Annotated in this window: 16 protein-coding genes; 13 read left to right on the top strand and 3 right to left on the bottom strand. The window is 66.7% G+C overall.

The annotated features are described in order from the left end of the window. The first annotated feature begins 230 nt into the window (after positions 1–230). The 9 genes from KUW00_RS14090 to KUW00_RS14130 all read left to right on the top strand — a co-directional run bounded on the left by KUW00_RS14090 (position 231) and on the right by KUW00_RS14130 (position 7,251). A complete protein-coding gene (locus KUW00_RS14090; RefSeq protein ID WP_083970470.1) occupies positions 231–1,085 on the top strand; it encodes a DUF3450 domain-containing protein in 855 nt (284 codons plus the stop codon). Further along, positions 1,085–2,551: a MotA/TolQ/ExbB proton channel family protein gene (locus tag KUW00_RS14095; RefSeq protein WP_261392185.1), complete on the top strand. Its 1,467-nt coding sequence runs from the start codon at positions 1,085–1,087 to the stop codon at positions 2,549–2,551. The genes KUW00_RS14090 and KUW00_RS14095 overlap by 1 nt, the downstream gene beginning before the upstream one ends. Next, on the top strand, positions 2,529–3,068 hold the full coding sequence (locus KUW00_RS14100; protein WP_222569344.1) for a MotA/TolQ/ExbB proton channel family protein: 540 nt from the start codon (positions 2,529–2,531) through the stop codon (positions 3,066–3,068). Before KUW00_RS14095 ends, KUW00_RS14100 begins: the two co-directional genes overlap by 23 nt. Next, on the top strand, positions 3,061–3,471 hold the full coding sequence (locus KUW00_RS14105) for an ExbD/TolR family protein (protein WP_108132694.1): 411 nt from the start codon (positions 3,061–3,063) through the stop codon (positions 3,469–3,471). Before KUW00_RS14100 ends, KUW00_RS14105 begins: the two co-directional genes overlap by 8 nt. Continuing rightward, on the top strand, positions 3,468–4,277 hold the full coding sequence (locus KUW00_RS14110; RefSeq protein WP_222569345.1) for an energy transducer TonB: 810 nt from the start codon (positions 3,468–3,470) through the stop codon (positions 4,275–4,277). Before KUW00_RS14105 ends, KUW00_RS14110 begins: the two co-directional genes overlap by 4 nt. Before the next feature lie 45 nt (positions 4,278–4,322). After that, on the top strand, positions 4,323–5,537 hold the full coding sequence (locus tag KUW00_RS14115; RefSeq protein ID WP_222569346.1) for a tetratricopeptide repeat protein: 1,215 nt from the start codon (positions 4,323–4,325) through the stop codon (positions 5,535–5,537). Positions 5,538–5,588: 51 nt separating this feature from the next. Further along, positions 5,589–5,924, top strand: a complete 336-nt coding sequence (locus tag KUW00_RS14120) for a hypothetical protein (RefSeq protein ID WP_222569347.1) — start codon at positions 5,589–5,591, stop codon at positions 5,922–5,924. Positions 5,925–6,024: 100 nt separating this feature from the next. Continuing rightward, entirely contained in the window at positions 6,025–6,462 is a 438-nt protein-coding gene (locus KUW00_RS14125; RefSeq protein ID WP_222569348.1) for a copper chaperone PCu(A)C, read from the top strand. A 135-nt stretch (positions 6,463–6,597) separates the two neighbouring features. After that, positions 6,598–7,251, top strand: a complete 654-nt coding sequence (locus tag KUW00_RS14130) for an SCO family protein (RefSeq protein ID WP_315901149.1) — start codon at positions 6,598–6,600, stop codon at positions 7,249–7,251. A gap of 148 nt (positions 7,252–7,399) precedes the next feature. Here KUW00_RS14130 and xthA read toward each other — a convergent pair whose 3' ends face one another. Together xthA and KUW00_RS14140 are read right to left on the bottom strand one after the other, a co-directional pair. Then, positions 7,400–8,215 (bottom strand): exodeoxyribonuclease III, encoded by an 816-nt coding sequence (xthA, locus tag KUW00_RS14135; protein ID WP_108447690.1) that lies wholly within the window; start codon positions 8,213–8,215, stop codon positions 7,400–7,402. Then, on the bottom strand, positions 8,215–8,478 hold the full coding sequence (locus KUW00_RS14140; protein ID WP_045993474.1) for a hypothetical protein: 264 nt from the start codon (positions 8,476–8,478) through the stop codon (positions 8,215–8,217). The genes xthA and KUW00_RS14140 overlap by 1 nt, the downstream gene beginning before the upstream one ends. 214 nt (positions 8,479–8,692) lie before the next feature. On the opposite strand from KUW00_RS14140, the gene rhlB reads away from it, so the two are divergent. Both rhlB and dinG read left to right on the top strand, forming a co-directional pair. Continuing rightward, positions 8,693–9,967 carry an ATP-dependent RNA helicase RhlB gene (rhlB, locus tag KUW00_RS14145; RefSeq protein ID WP_045993475.1) on the top strand — a complete coding sequence of 425 codons (1,275 nt, stop codon included), beginning with the start codon at positions 8,693–8,695 and terminating at the stop codon, positions 9,965–9,967. A 102-nt stretch (positions 9,968–10,069) separates the two neighbouring features. Then, entirely contained in the window at positions 10,070–12,217 is a 2,148-nt protein-coding gene (gene dinG / locus KUW00_RS14150) for an ATP-dependent DNA helicase DinG (RefSeq protein ID WP_222569349.1), read from the top strand. Between the two features lie 182 nt (positions 12,218–12,399). Here dinG and KUW00_RS14155 read toward each other — a convergent pair whose 3' ends face one another. Next, complete coding sequence (locus tag KUW00_RS14155) at positions 12,400–13,473, bottom strand: 3-deoxy-7-phosphoheptulonate synthase (protein WP_045993477.1); 1,074 nt, start codon at positions 13,471–13,473, stop codon at positions 12,400–12,402. A 301-nt stretch (positions 13,474–13,774) separates the two neighbouring features. Between KUW00_RS14155 and rpoE the strand changes: the two genes are divergently transcribed. Together rpoE and KUW00_RS14165 are read left to right on the top strand one after the other, a co-directional pair. Continuing rightward, complete coding sequence (gene rpoE / locus KUW00_RS14160; RefSeq protein WP_045993478.1) at positions 13,775–14,377, top strand: RNA polymerase sigma factor RpoE; 603 nt, start codon at positions 13,775–13,777, stop codon at positions 14,375–14,377. A gap of 276 nt (positions 14,378–14,653) precedes the next feature. Beyond that, complete coding sequence (locus KUW00_RS14165) at positions 14,654–15,394, top strand: sigma-E factor negative regulatory protein (RefSeq protein WP_045993479.1); 741 nt, start codon at positions 14,654–14,656, stop codon at positions 15,392–15,394. The last annotated feature ends 18 nt before the right edge of the window (positions 15,395–15,412 follow it).

The raw sequence follows: 15,412 nt of genomic DNA on the forward strand, positions 1-15,412 counted from the left end.
TTTTATTGGTGGGTGTCTGGCATCGATGTGCATGGCCGCCAACCCCTCGCCAGGCGTGCCGATCCGCTGTCGGACAGGGGCGTCGATGCCCTTGCCCGAGAGGTGTTGACAGCGATGAACTCGGGGTAGAGGCACCTTGCTCGCATTGATAACAATTCGTGTTTCGGGTACTGTCGTGGCATTTGACGCGGCGCCCCAAGGCGGCGCGAGAGCAGGTCGGAGGCCTTGGAATGGCGAACAAGCAGATCAACGGGCGGCCCTTCGCCGGGCCATCACAGGCTAGCCCCAGCGATGTGGTGACGGCTGGCGCAGCGGCAAGGAACAGCCTGCTGGGCGTCTCCTGTGCGCTGGCGCTGGCGCTGGGGCACAGCGGGGTAGCCCAGGCACAGAACACGGCGGACAATCTCGGCGACGAGGCCCTGGCGGCCCAGACGACCCAGGCCGAGCTGCAGGCGCGGATCGATCAGGCCGACGACGAGGTGCGTCAGCGTATCGAGGCGCTGCGCCAGGCCGAGCAGGAGGCCCAGCGGCTTCAGTCCTACAACCAGGCGCTGGCCCCCCAGCTCGAGCAGCTCAAGGCGACCCTCGAGCAGCGCAGTCAGGGCATGGCGACCATGGCCGAGACCCGCGACGCCCTGCCGGGCCTGTTGAACGACATGACCCGCCGCCTCGACGCCTGGGTCGATCAGGACGTGCCATTCCTCCATGGCGAGCGCAAGGCCCGGGTGGCGTCGCTCGAGGCCTCCCTGGCCAACCCCGAGCTGACCGCAGCCGAGAAGCTCGAGCGGGTGCTGGCGGCCTGGCGTGCCGAGCTCGACTATGGGCGCGATCTCGATGCCTGGCGCGGCACCCTGGAAGAGGGCGATCAGACCCGCGAGGTCGACTTCCTGCGACTGGGACGCGTGGGCTGGTACTACCTGACCCCGGATGGCCAGAACGGTGGCGTATGGAACGACGGAGATTGGCAGTCGCTGTCCGCTGCCGAGCGCGACCAGGTGGAGAAGGGCCTGCAGATCGTGCGTGACCAGCGTGCACCGGAACTGTTGACGCTGCCGCTGACCCAACCGATCGAGGAGCGTTCCTGATGGTGTCTTTGACGGATTTCCCGGTGTCGCTGAACCGGCATAACTCGATGGGCAAGGGCCTCGCCCGCAGGCTGGTGCTGGGTGCCGCCGTGACCGCGCTGCTGGCCGCCGCTGCGCCTGCCGCCATGGCCCAGCAGGACGGCGATAGCGACAGCGTACTGTCGAGCTTCAAGCTGGAGCGAGAGGCCGCCGAGGCGCGTGATCAGGCGAGGTTGGCCGAGCTGGTGGAGGACAGTGAAGCGCTGTCCGCCGCGCTCGAGGAGGCCGAGGCCCGTCGTGACGGCGCCCGGGAAGAGCGTGAGCGGCTGGAGGCCGAGATGGCCGAGGCGCGTCAGGCGCTGGACGAGATCGGTGCACAGCGTGATGCCGAGGGCGGCGACCTCAACGCGGTGTTCAGCGCGGTGGCCGGCACCAGCGGTGAACTGAGAGACGATCTCGGCCAGAGCCTGCTGACCCTGGGCGCCGACGTCGATTTGCCGCCGCGGCTGGACGACGACGCCATCCTGACCGTCGCCCAGATCGAGACCCTGGCCGACAGCCTGATGGGGCTGACCGCCGAGACCGGACTGGTGCGCCGATTCGAGGCGCCGGTGGCCGCAGGCAGCGGTGAGGTCGCGCCACGCCAGGTGACCCGTGTGGGTGACCTGATGGCCTTTGGCGGCGGCCAGTTGCTCGAGCGGGTCGGCGACGAAGGGCGGCTCTCCGCCCTCGAGCACACCCCGGAGCGCGTCGGCGCTGTGCTCGACGCTTATCAGTCAGGCGATGGCCAGCTGCTGCCGGTGGATCCCGTCGACGGACGGGTGATCGAGGCGCTATCGCGCCAGCCCACGCTGCTCGAGCGCTTCCATCAGGGCGGTGCGGTCGGCTATGTGGTGGTCACCCTGGGCGCCCTGGGCCTTTTGATCGCCCTTGGCCAGTATCTGTACCTGCTGCGGGTCAGCATGACCACCCGTCGCCAGCTCGCCAACATGGATGAGCTGTCCAATGACAACCCCCTGGGCCGGGTGCTTCAGCGCTTCCACGCCTTCGGTGCCGGCCATGCTCCCGAAGCCCTGGAGGCACGTCTGGACGAGTCGATGCTGGCCGAGCAGCCGCGTCTCGAACGCGGCCAGGCACTGGTCAAGATGCTCGCTGCGGTGGCGCCGCTGCTGGGCCTTTTAGGCACGGTGACCGGCATGATCGTGACCTTCCAGTCGATCACGGTGTTCGGCACCGGCGACCCCCAGTTGATGGCCGGCGGTATCAGTCAGGCGCTGGTGACCACGGTGCTGGGCTTGATCACCGCGGTACCGCTGCTGTTCGCCCATACCGCCATGTCGTCACGCTCGCGCGCCCTGATCGGCACCATGGAAGGCCGCGCCAGCGCGGTGCTGGCCGACCGTCTGGAAGCCGATCGCAAGGCGCTGCAACCGGCCACCGACGCAAAGCAAGGAAGCAGGCGCCATGCCGATGCACCCCTGGCTTGATCCCCTCGTCCGGCTGATCGACGCCGGCGGGCCGGTGCTGGTGGTGATCGCCGTGGTGGCCATGCTGCTGTTCTCGGTGGGGCTCGAGCGCTGGTGGTTCTTTCGCTTCCACTATCGCCCGGCCCGGGCCGAACTGATGCGCCGCTGGGTCGGGCGGCCCGATCACCAGAGCTGGAGTGCCCGCACCCTGCGCGAGGTCTGGGTAACGGAGCTGATCAGGCGCCTGCGTGGCCCCTTGCCCTGGTTGAAGCTTTTGGTCGTGATCTGCCCGCTGCTCGGACTGCTCGGCACCGTGACCGGCATGATCACGGTATTCGACAGCCTGTCCATGGCCGACAGCAACCAGGCCCGCGCCATGGCCGACGGCGTTGCCCGGGCCACCTTGCCGACCCTGACCGGGATGGCGGTGTCGGTGGTGGGGCTTCTGTTCATTACACGGCTTGAACATATCATTCGGCGCGAGGATCAGCGGCTGCACGACCGCCTTGCCCGCGCCGCGGAGGATGCACATGCGTAGACGTCGACTGTCCGCCGGCGCCGAAGAGGCCAGCGAGGTCAACCTGACCCCGATGCTGGACGTGGTCTTCATCATGCTGATCTTCTTCATCGTGACCACCAGCTTCATCAAGGAGAGCGGGGTGGAGATCGAGCGCCCCGAGTCCAGCGCCGCCTCTTCCCGTCCCGACGTCCAGGTGCTGGTGGCGATCACGCCGGAAGGCGCCTTGTGGGTGGACGGTGAGCCGGTGGACATCCATCGCGTCGGCACCACCGTCGCCGGCATGCTCTCCGAGGATGGTTCGGTGGTGATCCAGGCCGATCGCAACGCCGCTACCGGGGTGCTGATCGAGACCATGGACCGGCTGCGCGACGCCGGTGTCGACAAGGTTGCCGTCGCCGCCGAAAGGAGCTCCGACGCATGAGGCGAGTGGTCTCTCTGGCGGCGGGTAGCCTGCTGACCCTGGTACTGTTCGCCCTGCTGGCGCTGCTGGTGGTGCCACCGGAGGCCGAGCCTGAGCTGCGCGAGGAAATCACCCTGAGCCTGGCCGAGGCGGTGGCGCCCCAGGCCGAGGCCCCGGCGGAGGCCTCCGCTGCTTCGGCATCGGCGCCGCCACCTCCACCACCGGTGGCCGCCGCGCCGCCGCCGCCGAGCCCGGCCCAGACCGCTGTCAGCGAGATCCAGTTGCCGGACCCCGAGGTGGTACCGCCGCCACGCGAGCCCAAGGCGCTGGACAGCGCCTTGCCGGAGTTGACCGAGACGCCGCCAGAACCTGAGCCTGAGCCCGAACCTGAGCCCAGGCCCGAACCGAAACCCCGGCCGGAGCCGACGCCGCAGCCCGAGCCCGCACCACAGCCATCGCCAGCGCCAGCGCCCAGCGTGGCCACCAATGCGACCAGCAACACGGGCAGCGCCAGCGCGGCAGGGGCCGGCGCCGCCGCGCCTGCCTCCAACGAGCCGGTGGACGTGGGCACCTCGGCCCGGGCCACGCGCAAGGTGCCGCCGGAGTACCCCCGCCGGGCCCAGCGTCGTGGGCTCGAGGGCTATGTGGTGATGCAATTTATCATCCGCGCCGACGGCAGCGTCGATCGCGGCAGCATTCAGGTACTCGAGGCCAGCCCCCGCCGGGTATTCGAGGACGCTGCGCGTCAGGCCATCGCCGGCTGGCGCTTCGAGGCGGCGTCAGGGCTTCGGCGGGCGCGTCAACGACTCGAGTTCCAGTTGAGATAGATGTCGAGATAGACATCGAGATAGCCACACAAGGGGTCGATCGCCATGGCAGTACTGTTGAAGACCACCCCGCTGGGGCGCTACCTGCAAGGCACTGGTGCCGCCCTGGCGCTGGGCCTGATGGCGGGTCTGGCCGGCGCACTGGCAAGTCCTGCGGCAAGCGCCGCGCCGACCCTGTCCGGTGGCATCATCGCCGACCTGAAAGGCCTCGAGCAGCGCCTGGCCGACGACCCGGCAGGGGTCGAGGCCAAGGCCGAGAGCCAGGCCGAGCGGCTCACCGGAGGCAACGCCTCGGACCGCTGGGCCAGGTCGCTCTACCTGCAGCTTGCCGCCGGGGCGGCGTCGGCCCAGAACCGGCCCGAGGAGGCCGCCGATCACCTGGCAAGCGCCCGCCGGATCGATGGGGTCGAGCAGGCCCAGCGAGATCGCTGGCTGCGCCAGGAGATTGAACAGCGCATCCAGGCGCAGCAACGTCAGCAGGCGAGAACGCTGTTGGAAGACTGGCTATCGCGCCACGAGGATGTCGAGGCGCTGTGGACCCTGGCCGAGCTGGCGGCCGCCGATGAGGACTGGGAGGCCGCCGCCGACGGGGTCGAACGGGCCAAGGCGGCGGACCCGCAGCCGAGTCAGGCGCGGCTCGATTTCGCCGGTGGCGTGATGCACAAGAGCGGTCGTCTCGATCAGGCCCTGGCGGCCCTGGAGGCGCGGCTTGCCACCGATCCTGCTGATGCCGATGCCTGGCGCCGGGCCGCGGCCATGGCCCAGCGCCTGGGTGATCCGGTCCGGGCCGCGGCGCTGTGGGAAGCCGGCTGGCGTCAGGGCGCCCTGTCCGGCAACGATGACCTTGAACGTCGCATCGAGCTTCACCTGGCCGCCGGTACCCCCGCACGCGCCGCCGAGCTGCTCGAACGGGCGCTGGCGGAAGGCGTCCTCGAGGATAGTGAGCAACGTCGCCGGTTGCTGGCCGAGGCCTGGTTTCAGGCTCGCGACCATGACCAGGCGCTGGACGCCTGGCAGACCCTTGCCGAGCGTTCCGACGCTGGCTCGGACTGGCTCCGGTTGGGACAGATTGCCGCAGGCTGGGGCCGCGAACAGACCGCGCGCGAGGCATTGAACCGCGCACTCGCCAAGGGCGAAGACGAGGCGAAAACCTGGCTGGGCGCGCTGTCCGCGGGCTCGCAGACGGGGCAGGGCGCGGCCGCTGAACCTGGCTCCGGCGCCACGGATTCACCTCGACCCTCCGATGAAGGCGCTGGCTGAGGCGGCTCGCTGCCTTGTGGCAAAAATGACCCTCAGCGTAGAATTCGCCCCATGAAGAATTCCAGAAGCCTCATATTGCTGGTCATCGTTCCCGCGGTGGCCGTGGTGCTGCTCGCGGCGGCCATCTTTGGCTCCCAGGCGATGTCCGACAGCCGTCTGGACGATGACGCGCGCGCCGCCCTGGCGGCGTCCCTTCAGACCTCGGCACCGATCGAGCTCGCCAACTTGCAGGAGGTGCGCTACGGCTATGGCGTGTGCGGCTCCTATCGGCTGGCATCGGACGAAGGCTTTGCCTCCTTCTATCTTGATACCCAGAGCGGCGAGGTGGAGCTGGACGTCAACTCCCGTCGTTTCAATACCCACTGTGGCCTGTCGGCGCTGTGCTGATGGCATCCATCGACGGTGAACGGTGTTGGTCGGCGGTTGACGACTGAGCCACCTTCGTCGACACAGGCTCGTGCCGGCACTTTCTCAAGGAGACGTTTTCATGCGCATGTTCAAGGGCACCCTGGTTGCCGGACTGCTGTCGCTGCTTGCGGCTACCCCGGTACTTGCCGCCGAGCTAGAGATCAGCGACGCCAGGCTGCGCATGCTGCCCGGCGACCGCCCCGGTGCCGGTTACTTCAAGCTCTACAATGCGGGCGACGAGCCGGCAGCGGTGGTCGGAGCAGAGACCGACGCCTACGCCTCGGTGGAGCTGCACATGAGCATGGAGAAAGACGGCATGGCCATGATGCACGGCGTCGAGCGCTTCGAAGTGCCCCCCGGCGAGACCCGCGAGTTCGCCCCCCAGGGTTATCACCTGATGTTTATGAAGCCGCAACAGTCGCTGAACGTTGGCGATGAAGTCGAGGTCCGCCTGATCCTCGAAGGGGATGAGCGCGTCGAGACGACCTTCGAGGTGGTCTCGCCGGCGGCGCTGTAACGACGGTCTTGAGACGGCTGAGACAGCTGAGACAGTTAGGTCGGCAAAGTGATGTCGAGAGAACGGTGTCGGGAGCAGGGGCTGCAAAGTAGAGCCGAGACAACGGCCCATGAAATGAAAGCTACGAGGTTGGCAATGCGACAGGGCAGGACCGGCGGCAATGGCAGGGTGCAGAGAAGGGGAGCTGGTGCGAGCCAGGCAGTCGTCAGGGCTGGTGCGGCACTGCTGCTGACGGCTGCGCTGTTTGCCCTTGCCGGCTGCGAGGACGTCAACTGGCGTGGCACCGACATCTCCGACGCCATGCCGGCGCTGGACTTCGAACTGATCGACGAGAACGGCCAGCAGGTCGATGAGGGTGACTACGCCGGCAAGACGACACTGGTCTACTTCGGCTTCACCCACTGCCCGGACGTCTGTCCCACCGCGCTGGCTCGCTTGTCAGCGGCGATTCGTGAACTCGACGAGCCGACCAGAGACGCCGTCAGGGTGCTGTTCGTCTCGGTGGATCCCGAGCGCGACAGTCCCGAGGTGCTCGACGCCTATACCGAAGCCTTTGGGCCGCGCTTTATCGGCCTGACCGGCGACAAGGCGGCCCTCGACGCGGTCACCAACCGCTACCGCGTCAGCTATCGTCTAGGCGAACCCGAGGCCGACGGCAGCTACGACGTCGACCATTCCAGCGCCATCTTCGCCTTCGATTCAGGCGGCGACGCCCGTCTGCTGATGCGTGACACCGATCCGGTGGACTCCATCGCCGCAGACATCCGAAGGCTGGTGGAGAAGGGGTAGAGGTCCCCATCTTCTTGCAAAAATGCAGCTGGAAAAGCAAAGGGCCACCTGAAGTGGCCCTTTCGCGTCTCGATGGTAACGCGCCTTCACGCCTCGCTGCGTGGCAGCTTGATGCAGTCTCTGGTGCCGCGCGTGGTGTTGTGAAGTTCTAAAGATCCAGTTCGGTCCACACCGGGGCGTGGTCCGAGGGTTTTTCCATGGCGCGCAGGTCGTAGTCGATGCCGGCGTCGGTGACGCGCTCGGACAGCGATGCCGTGGTCAGGATATGGTCGATGCGAAGGCCCCGCTTGGGTTCGCGATCGAAGCCCTTCGAGCGATAGTCGAACCAGCTGAAACGATCGTCCACCTCGGGGTAGAGGCGGCGATAGCTGTCCTCGAGGCCCCAGGCCTTGATGCCATCCAGCCATTCGCGCTCGATCGGCTGAAAGCTGGTCTTGCCTTCGCGCAGCCAGCGCTTGCGGTTGGCCTCGCCGATGCCGATATCGATGTCGGCGGGCGAGATGTTGAAGTCGCCCATCACCGCCAGGCGTTCGCTGGGGGAGTGGTCCTCGTCGAGCAGGCGCTGGAGCTGGGCGTAGAAGGCGCGCTTGTGGGGAAACTTGGTCGGGTGCTCGATGTTCTCGCCCTGGGGGAAATAGCCGTTGTAGACCCATACAGGCTCGCCGTCGGCGGCGCGCAGACGCACGCCGATCATGCGGCGCTGGGCGTCTTCACCGTCGTCGGGAAAGCCATAGCGAACCTCCTCCGGGGCCTCGCGGGTCAGCATGGCGACGCCGTAGTGACCCTTCTGGCCATGGAAGTGCACCTGGTAGCCCATGGCTTCCACCGCCTCGCGGGGGAATTCACTGTCCTGGACCTTGGTTTCCTGCAAACCGATCAGGTCGGGCTGGTGGGAGGCGATCAGCGCCTCGAGCTGGTGCAGGCGTGCGCGGATGCCGTTGATGTTGAAGCACACCAGGCGCATTACTGCTCTCCCTTGTTGCTGTCGCTGTTACTGCTGTCCGGCCCCTTGCCTTCGGGGTGAATCTCGATCGACGGGGCGGCGCGCATGCGCTCCAGCCGGCGTGCGGCCTGGGCCTTGCGCTGCTGGCGCTTCTTGGCGGAGAAGCGCCGTGATGAGGTGACCTCATCGGGATTTTCGTGGCGCCACTGCTTGTAGTCCTTGCGCCGACCGGTACGGATGGTCACCTTGTCGGCCAGGGAACGGGTCTTCTTGCGGCGTGTCATGACGCGGGGCTCCTGTATTCAATGGGCACATTCTATCAGTGCGGGGCCGCCAGGACAGCCGCTAGACACGATTCGATGCGCATCGGGCAAGCCCAAACGGCCAGACGCTGGTACAATACCCGGCTTGAGGAAACTCGAGGGGGCCCTGTGCCGTTGCCTCGACGCTTTCCGCTTTCCTTCAACTTCTCTTCGAGACGGACACACAGCACAGCCTATGAGCGAGTCGGAACAGACCACCGCACCGGCCGAGAGCCGCAAGCCCAAGCGTCGTCGCCGCAAGCCGAGGCGCCGCCAGTCCAACTGGGATCTGCGCCAGTTTCAGGTGCCCGCCGTGGCGGGCAAGTGGCGGTTCCACGACTTCGATCTGCCGCTGCCGCTGATGCGCGCCATCCATGCGCTCGGGTTCGAGTACTGCACGCCGATTCAGGCCGAGGCCCTCACCCACACCCTGATGGGTGGAGACGTGGTGGGCAAGGCCCAGACCGGTACCGGCAAGACCGCCGCCTTCCTGATTTCCATGATGGCCTACTTCCTCGAGGAGGAGGTGCCGGATGGCCAGAAGCCGGGGACGCCGCGCGCACTGATCGTGGCGCCGACCCGCGAGCTTGCCTTGCAGATCGAGAAGGACGCCAAGGCCCTGGCGCGCTTCACCTCGCTCAAGGTGACCAGCGTCGTCGGTGGCATGGACTACCAGAAGCAGCGCGAGGGGCTTGCCGGCAACGTCGATATCCTGGTGGCCACTCCGGGCCGCCTTCTGGACTTCCAGCAGAAACGAGACATCGACCTTGGTCAGGTCGAGGTGCTGGTGCTGGACGAGGCCGATCGCATGCTGTCGATGGGCTTCATTCCCGACGTCAAGCGCATCATCCGCTACACGCCGAAGACCGAAGAGCGGCAGACCTTCCTGTTCTCCGCGACCTTCACCGAGGACATCCTCAACCTGGCCAGCCAGTGGACCCATCAGCCGGCCCACGTCGAGATCGCGGTCACCGTGGATAACGCCGCCGATATCGATCAGCGGGTGTACATGGTGGGCGACGAAGACAAGCAGCGACTGCTGGTCAACCTGCTGCAGCAGGAGTCGTTCGACCGGGTGATGGTGTTCGGCAATCGCCGCGATCTGGTGCGCAAGCTGCTGGAGCTGCTGAAGAAGGCCGACATCAATGTGGCCATGCTGTCCGGCGATGTGCCGCAGAACCAGCGCATCCGCACCCTGGAGCAGTTCCGCGAGGGCGAGATTCAGGTGCTGGTGGCCACCGACGTGGCCGGCCGTGGCATCCATATCGAGGACGTCAGCCACGTGATCAACTACACCCTGCCCGAGGATCCGGAGGACTACGTCCACCGCATCGGGCGCACCGGCCGTGCCGGCGCCAAGGGCGTGTCGATCAGCTTCGTGGGTGAAGAAGACGCCTTCTCGCTGCCCGAAATCGAGCGCTTCATCGGCGATAAGCTGCCCTGCGAGCATCCGCCGGAAGGGCTTCTGTAAGCCCGTCAGGCGTTTGACGCTTGTACGCAGTCAGGGCCGGCCCAGCGCCGGCCCTTTGCGTCTCTCCCCCTTGTCCTTTTTCTCAATTGTCGTGGACCCGCCATGCTAGACGACGCCCTCAAGAGCGAGATTCAAAGCGCCTATCGTCGGGTGCTGGAGGCGCTGGAGCTGACCCCGCGCTACGGCCAGCGGCTGATGATCGCCGAGATCTCCCGCACCCTGGCCGGCATCGAGACCGACGAGGATGGCAAGCGGGTGAGCGACGAGCACGTCTGTGTGCTGGAGGCGGGCACAGGTACCGGCAAGACCCTGGCCTACCTGTTGGCGGCGTTGCCGGTGGCCAAGGCGCGCGGCAAGCGCCTGGTGCTGGCCACCGCCACGGTGGCGCTGCAGGAGCAGGTGCTGCACCAGGACCTGCCGTCGCTGAAGGCCCACAGCGGATTGTCCTTCGACTTTGCCCTGGCCAAGGGGCGCGGGCGCTACGTGTGCGTGGCCAAGCTCGACGCGGCCATGGACGGCGCCGAGGAAAACCCGACCCTGTCGCTGTTCGAGCAGAGCCTGGACGCCGCCACCGGCGATGACTTCAAGGCGCTGGTGGCCGCCATGGGAGACGCCTACGGCAACGGTCGCTGGGAAGGGGATCGCGATAGCTGGGGCGAAGCCATCGACGATAGCCATTGGCGGCGACTGACGGTGGATCACCGCCAGTGCACCAACCGCCGCTGCGGGCACTTCGGTGCCTGTGCCTTCTTTCGTGCCCGGCGCGACCTCGATCAGGCCGACGTCATCGTCGCCAACCATGACCTGGTGCTGGCGGATCTGGCGCTCGGCGGCGGCCTGGTGCTGCCAGACCCTGCCGACTGTATCTACGTCTTCGACGAGGGCCACCACCTGCCGGACAAGGCGATCTCCCACTTCACCCATCGCTTCAGCGTGGGCGGCGGGCTGCGCTGGCTGAGAAACCTCAGGGGCTCGCTGACCGAGCTGAATACGGCCCTGGGCGTGCAGCCGACCCTGGCGCGACTGCTGGGCGCACTGCCCACCGCGATGGAAGCGCTGGAGCCACGCCTGGGCGAGGTGTTTGCGCTGGGCCACCAGCTGGCCGAGCGGCCCCATGGGCTCAATGACGACGAGGACGGTGCTCAGCACCGCTTCGAGATGGGGCGTGTGCCCGAGGCCCTGCGGGCCCAGGCCGAGGCGCTGGTGGTGCCCTTCGCCGAGCTCTGCCGTCTGCTCGAGTCGATGACCGACATCCTGCGCGAGAGCCTGGACCCGGAGAAGTCCACCGGCCTTGCCCGGGAGCAGGCCGAAGCCTGGCTGCCGCTGCTGGCGCTGCTGCACGGCCGGGCGCTGGAGGCCCACGCCCTGTGGCAGGCCTTTGCCGAGGGCGATCCGGCGGACGCGCCGCCGCGGGCACGCTGGCTGACCCTGGAGCGCTTCCAGGGCGAGCCCGAGCTGATCTTCTCGGCCAGCCCGGTATCTGCCGCCCATACCCTGGCGCGTTCGCTGTGGGGGCGCTGTCACGGCGCCGTGGTGACCTCGGCCACCCTGACCGCCCTGGGCCGTTTCGAGCGCCTGCAGGAGAGGGCGGGGCTGGCCAACCGCTATCGCTACCAGCGTCTGCCGAGTCCCTTCGACTATTCCCGAGCGGTGCTCAGCGTGCCCCGGGAGGCGGTGGACCCCGCCGACCGCGACGGCCACGAGCGGGCCATCGTCGACTTCGTCGAGGCTCTCGACGACAAGGAAGCGGTGCTGGTGCTGTTTTCGTCCCGGGCCCAGCTGCGCGGGGTGGAGAAGGCCCTGTCGCGGGAGCGCCGAGAGCGAGTGCTGGCCCAGGACCGTCTGCCCAAGCGTGAGCTGGTCAGCCGCCATCGCCAGCGTATCGACGCCGGCGAGGGCAGCATCCTGTTCGGTCTGGCGAGCTTCGCGGAGGGCATCGACCTGCCCGGCGACTACCTGACCCACGTAGTGATCACGCGGCTGCCGTTCGCCGTGCCGGACGACCCGGTGGGAGCGACGCTGGCGGAATGGATCGAGAGCCAGGGCGGCAACCCGTTCATGCGCATCAGCGTGCCGGATGCCTCGATCAAGCTGGTCCAGGCCTGTGGTCGGTTGATCCGCAAGGAGGCCGACCGTGGCCGCATCACCTTGCTGGATCGCCGCGTGCTGACCCGTCGCTACGGCCGGGCGCTGCTCGACGCATTGCCGCCCTTCGTGCGCGAGATCGACGGCGTGAGCCAGGGCGGCTGAGGGACGCCGCGCCTCGCGACCCAGTCGTGATATGCCCGTCAAAAGCAAGGAGCCCGCCAACTTGGCGGGCTCCTTGCTGTCGTGGGCGTTGCTTCTGCAGGCGTCGCTGGCGCTGGGGATAACGGCGTCGCTGGCGCCTGGCGCCGGGGCCTTTCAGCCCCTTGCCCCGCGCCAGGGGCGAATCAATTCACCCGCTTTGCCAGCTCCGGCGCCAGGCGTTCGTTCATGCTGCGGAAGGCCTCCACGGTGGTGTCCCAGTCGATGCAGGCGTCGGTCACGGAGACGCCGTAGGCCATTTCGCTCAGGTCCTCGGTGATCTTCTGGTTGCCCCAGCCGATGTTGGACTCGACCATCAGGCCGATGATCGAACGGTTGCCGTCGAGAATCTGGTGGGTGACGTTGTCGAGCACCAGCGGCTGCAGGGCGGCGTCCTTGTTGGAGTTGGCGTGGGAGCAGTCGATCATGATGTTGGGCTTGACCCCGGCCTTCTTCAGCTCCTGCTCGGCCAGCGCTACGCTCACGCTGTCGTAGTTCGGCTTGCCGTTGCCACCGCGCAGCACCACGTGAGCATAGGCGTTGCCGCGGGTGCGGATGATCGCCACCTGGCCCTGCTGGTCGATACCCAGGAAGTTGTGCGGGTGAGCGACCGACTGCAGCGCATTGACGGCCACATCGAGGCTGCCGTCGGTGCCGTTCTTGAAGCCCACCGGGCATGACAGGCCGGAGGACATCTCGCGGTGGGTCTGGGACTCGGTGGTGCGGGCGCCGATGGCCGACCAGCTGATGCAGTCCTGCAGATACTGGGGCGAGATCGGGTCGAGTGCCTCGGTGGCCAGCGGCAGGCCCAGCTCGGAGAGCTCCACCAGCAGGCGACGGGCGATGTGCAGGCCTTCCTCGATCTCGAAGGAGCCGTTCAGGTGGGGGTCGTTGATCAGGCCCTTCCAGCCCACGGTGGTGCGCGGCTTCTCGAAGTAGACGCGCATCACGATGTACAGGCTGTCCTTGACCTCGTCGGCCAGGCGGCGCAGACGACGAGCGTAGTCCAGCGCGGCGTCCACATCGTGGATCGAGCAGGGGCCCACCACCATCAGCAGCCTGGGATCGGTGCCGTCGAGGATGTTCTGCACGGTCTTGCGGCCCTCGATCACCGTGGCCTCGGCCTCGGGAGAAAGAGGAATTTCCTGCTTCAACTGCTCAGGAGTGACGAGAACATCCTGGGCCAGGACGTTGAGGTTGTTCACCTGCTTGTCGGACATGAGGTCTACCTGTGTGTATCGTGTCAGCGCTGACGTTTCTGCGTGGCTCTACTATCCCTTGAGGGAGGGGTAAATTCAATCGCCTGAGGGAACCTTGTCGCGCACCCGATGTCGGAGCGGCGTCGAGAGATGCACTCAGAGAACGCTTGATGCGAGCCAAGGAAACAGGAACACTTGTGCCTTTTATCATGACGAGACCCATGACCTATACATCGCCGACAGGCGAAAGGTGGCACCCTGTTGCCAAGGGCCAGACCGAGGGTCCGGCGTCGTCAGCCCGACATCGTCGGGGAGGAGAGACATGACGCCCAAGGAAACGGACCAGCAGCTGGTGGCGCGCGCGCAGAAGGGCGATACCCGAGCCTTTGACCTTCTGGTCAAGAAGTACCAGCACAAGATACTGGGCCTGATCGGCCGCTATATCAGCGACCATGCCGAGGTGCAGGACGTGGCCCAGGAAGCCTTCATCAAGGCTTACCGGGCGCTTGGCAAGTTTCGCGCCGAGAGCGCCTTCTATACTTGGATGTACCGCATCGCCATCAACACCGCCAAGAATCATCTGGTGTCCCGCGGGCGTCGTCCGCCGGGCAGCGATCTGGATATCAATGATGCCGAGATCGTCGACATGAGTGGCCGGCTGGCCGATATCGAGACACCGGAGGCGTCCATCGCCAGGGACCAGCTCGAGGCGGCGGTATTCGAGGCGATCGAGAATCTTCCCGATGACCTGCGCACCGCCATTACCCTGCGCGAGCTCGATGGTCTTTCCTATGAAGACATCGCCCAGATCATGCAGTGCCCGGTGGGTACCGTGCGCTCGCGCATCTTTCGCGCCAGGGAAGCGGTGGATCAACATATTCAGCCGCTGATGACGACCTCGCGAAACGCCGAGTCACTTTCCTGATTCGCTATCGCTAGCCTGTGAGCTGGTCGTGGGCGCAGGGGGGAGGCAGGGCGACCCCTTTTGTTGCCGAATTCCCCATTTTTTTCAAATTGGGATGAACTGTTCGCCAGATTGGGCGTCTTACCCAGTGACCGGCCCGATGCAACAATCAACGACGGTCGTCACCTGGCGCTCGAGCCGGTGGCGAGTAACCGAGAATCGGTGGCGGAACCTGGCGCATCTCCGGTGGTCTATGGAGCTGGAGGCGCGACGCTTCGTCGAAATGAGGTGTGGAGAATGAGTCTGAACGCACGGGAATCGCTTTCAGCCCTGATGGACAATGAAGGTGACGAGCTGGAATTGCGTCGAGTGCTGAAGTCGCTCGAGAGCGACCAGGACAGCGCCGAGAGCTGGCGTCGTTACCATTTGATGCGTGCCGCGCTGCGCCGCGAGACCGATAGTGACCCCTCGGTGGATCTGTCCGCCGGTATCCTGGCTCGCCTCGAGGATGAGCCTGCGCCGCAGATGGAGGCTCCCGCCGACGGCGCGGTCGCCAAGCGCGGCGGAATGGGGCTCGCACGCGGTGCCGGTATTGCCGCGGCGGTCTCGTTGATGGTGATCAGCGGGGTTCAGTTCTACAACGGCGCCTTCGATGGCTCCATCGACGGTTCCGGTGCCGGTGTGGCCAGCAGCGGGGCTGCGGGTGGCGTAAGCGGCGGCGTGAATAGCGGCGCAGCACAGACGGCGTCCGCCGTGCCAGGTGCAGAGCTTGCCAGCGTAGCGGCGTCTCGGCCTTCGCTGATGGATCTGCCGATGTTTCAGTCCGGCACAGGCTCCAGCAATGGCCTGATGACCGTCGGCGCCCAGGTGGCCTCGCCGATGATGCTGTCGCCATCTGCCCAGCAGTCGCGGGTCAGTGACCAGGCGCAGGCCCAGTTGTTGCAGTCGTACCTCGATCGTCATGCCCAGGGGGCGGCCTTCAGCAGTGCCGACAACTGGATGCCGATGCTGCGCAGCACCCCGGCGGAAGCCCGTTGAGGTGATCGATCTGGCATC

The organism is Halomonas sp. DP5N14-9, assembly GCF_019802175.1.
Lineage (GTDB): Bacteria > Pseudomonadota > Gammaproteobacteria > Pseudomonadales > Halomonadaceae > Halomonas > Halomonas litopenaei.

Bases quoted from the DNA above. Each gene is read 5' to 3' on its own strand.
- KUW00_RS14090 (WP_083970470.1), top strand. From the start codon at position 231: ATGGCGAACAAGCAGATCAACGGGCGGCCCTTCGCCGGGCCATCACAG.
- KUW00_RS14095 (WP_261392185.1), top strand. From the start codon at position 1,085: ATGGTGTCTTTGACGGATTTCCCGGTGTCGCTGAACCGGCATAACTCG.
- KUW00_RS14100 (WP_222569344.1), top strand. From the start codon at position 2,529: ATGCCGATGCACCCCTGGCTTGATCCCCTCGTCCGGCTGATCGACGCC.
- KUW00_RS14105 (WP_108132694.1), top strand. From the start codon at position 3,061: ATGCGTAGACGTCGACTGTCCGCCGGCGCCGAAGAGGCCAGCGAGGTC.
- KUW00_RS14110 (WP_222569345.1), top strand. From the start codon at position 3,468: ATGAGGCGAGTGGTCTCTCTGGCGGCGGGTAGCCTGCTGACCCTGGTA.
- KUW00_RS14115 (WP_222569346.1), top strand. From the start codon at position 4,323: ATGGCAGTACTGTTGAAGACCACCCCGCTGGGGCGCTACCTGCAAGGC.
- KUW00_RS14120 (WP_222569347.1), top strand. From the start codon at position 5,589: ATGAAGAATTCCAGAAGCCTCATATTGCTGGTCATCGTTCCCGCGGTG.
- KUW00_RS14125 (WP_222569348.1), top strand. From the start codon at position 6,025: ATGCGCATGTTCAAGGGCACCCTGGTTGCCGGACTGCTGTCGCTGCTT.
- KUW00_RS14130 (WP_315901149.1), top strand. From the start codon at position 6,598: ATGCGACAGGGCAGGACCGGCGGCAATGGCAGGGTGCAGAGAAGGGGA.
- xthA (WP_108447690.1), bottom strand. From the start codon at position 8,215: ATGCGCCTGGTGTGCTTCAACATCAACGGCATCCGCGCACGCCTGCAC.
- KUW00_RS14140 (WP_045993474.1), bottom strand. From the start codon at position 8,478: ATGACACGCCGCAAGAAGACCCGTTCCCTGGCCGACAAGGTGACCATC.
- rhlB (WP_045993475.1), top strand. From the start codon at position 8,693: ATGAGCGAGTCGGAACAGACCACCGCACCGGCCGAGAGCCGCAAGCCC.
- dinG (WP_222569349.1), top strand. From the start codon at position 10,070: ATGCTAGACGACGCCCTCAAGAGCGAGATTCAAAGCGCCTATCGTCGG.
- KUW00_RS14155 (WP_045993477.1), bottom strand. From the start codon at position 13,473: ATGTCCGACAAGCAGGTGAACAACCTCAACGTCCTGGCCCAGGATGTT.
- rpoE (WP_045993478.1), top strand. From the start codon at position 13,775: ATGACGCCCAAGGAAACGGACCAGCAGCTGGTGGCGCGCGCGCAGAAG.
- KUW00_RS14165 (WP_045993479.1), top strand. From the start codon at position 14,654: ATGAGTCTGAACGCACGGGAATCGCTTTCAGCCCTGATGGACAATGAA.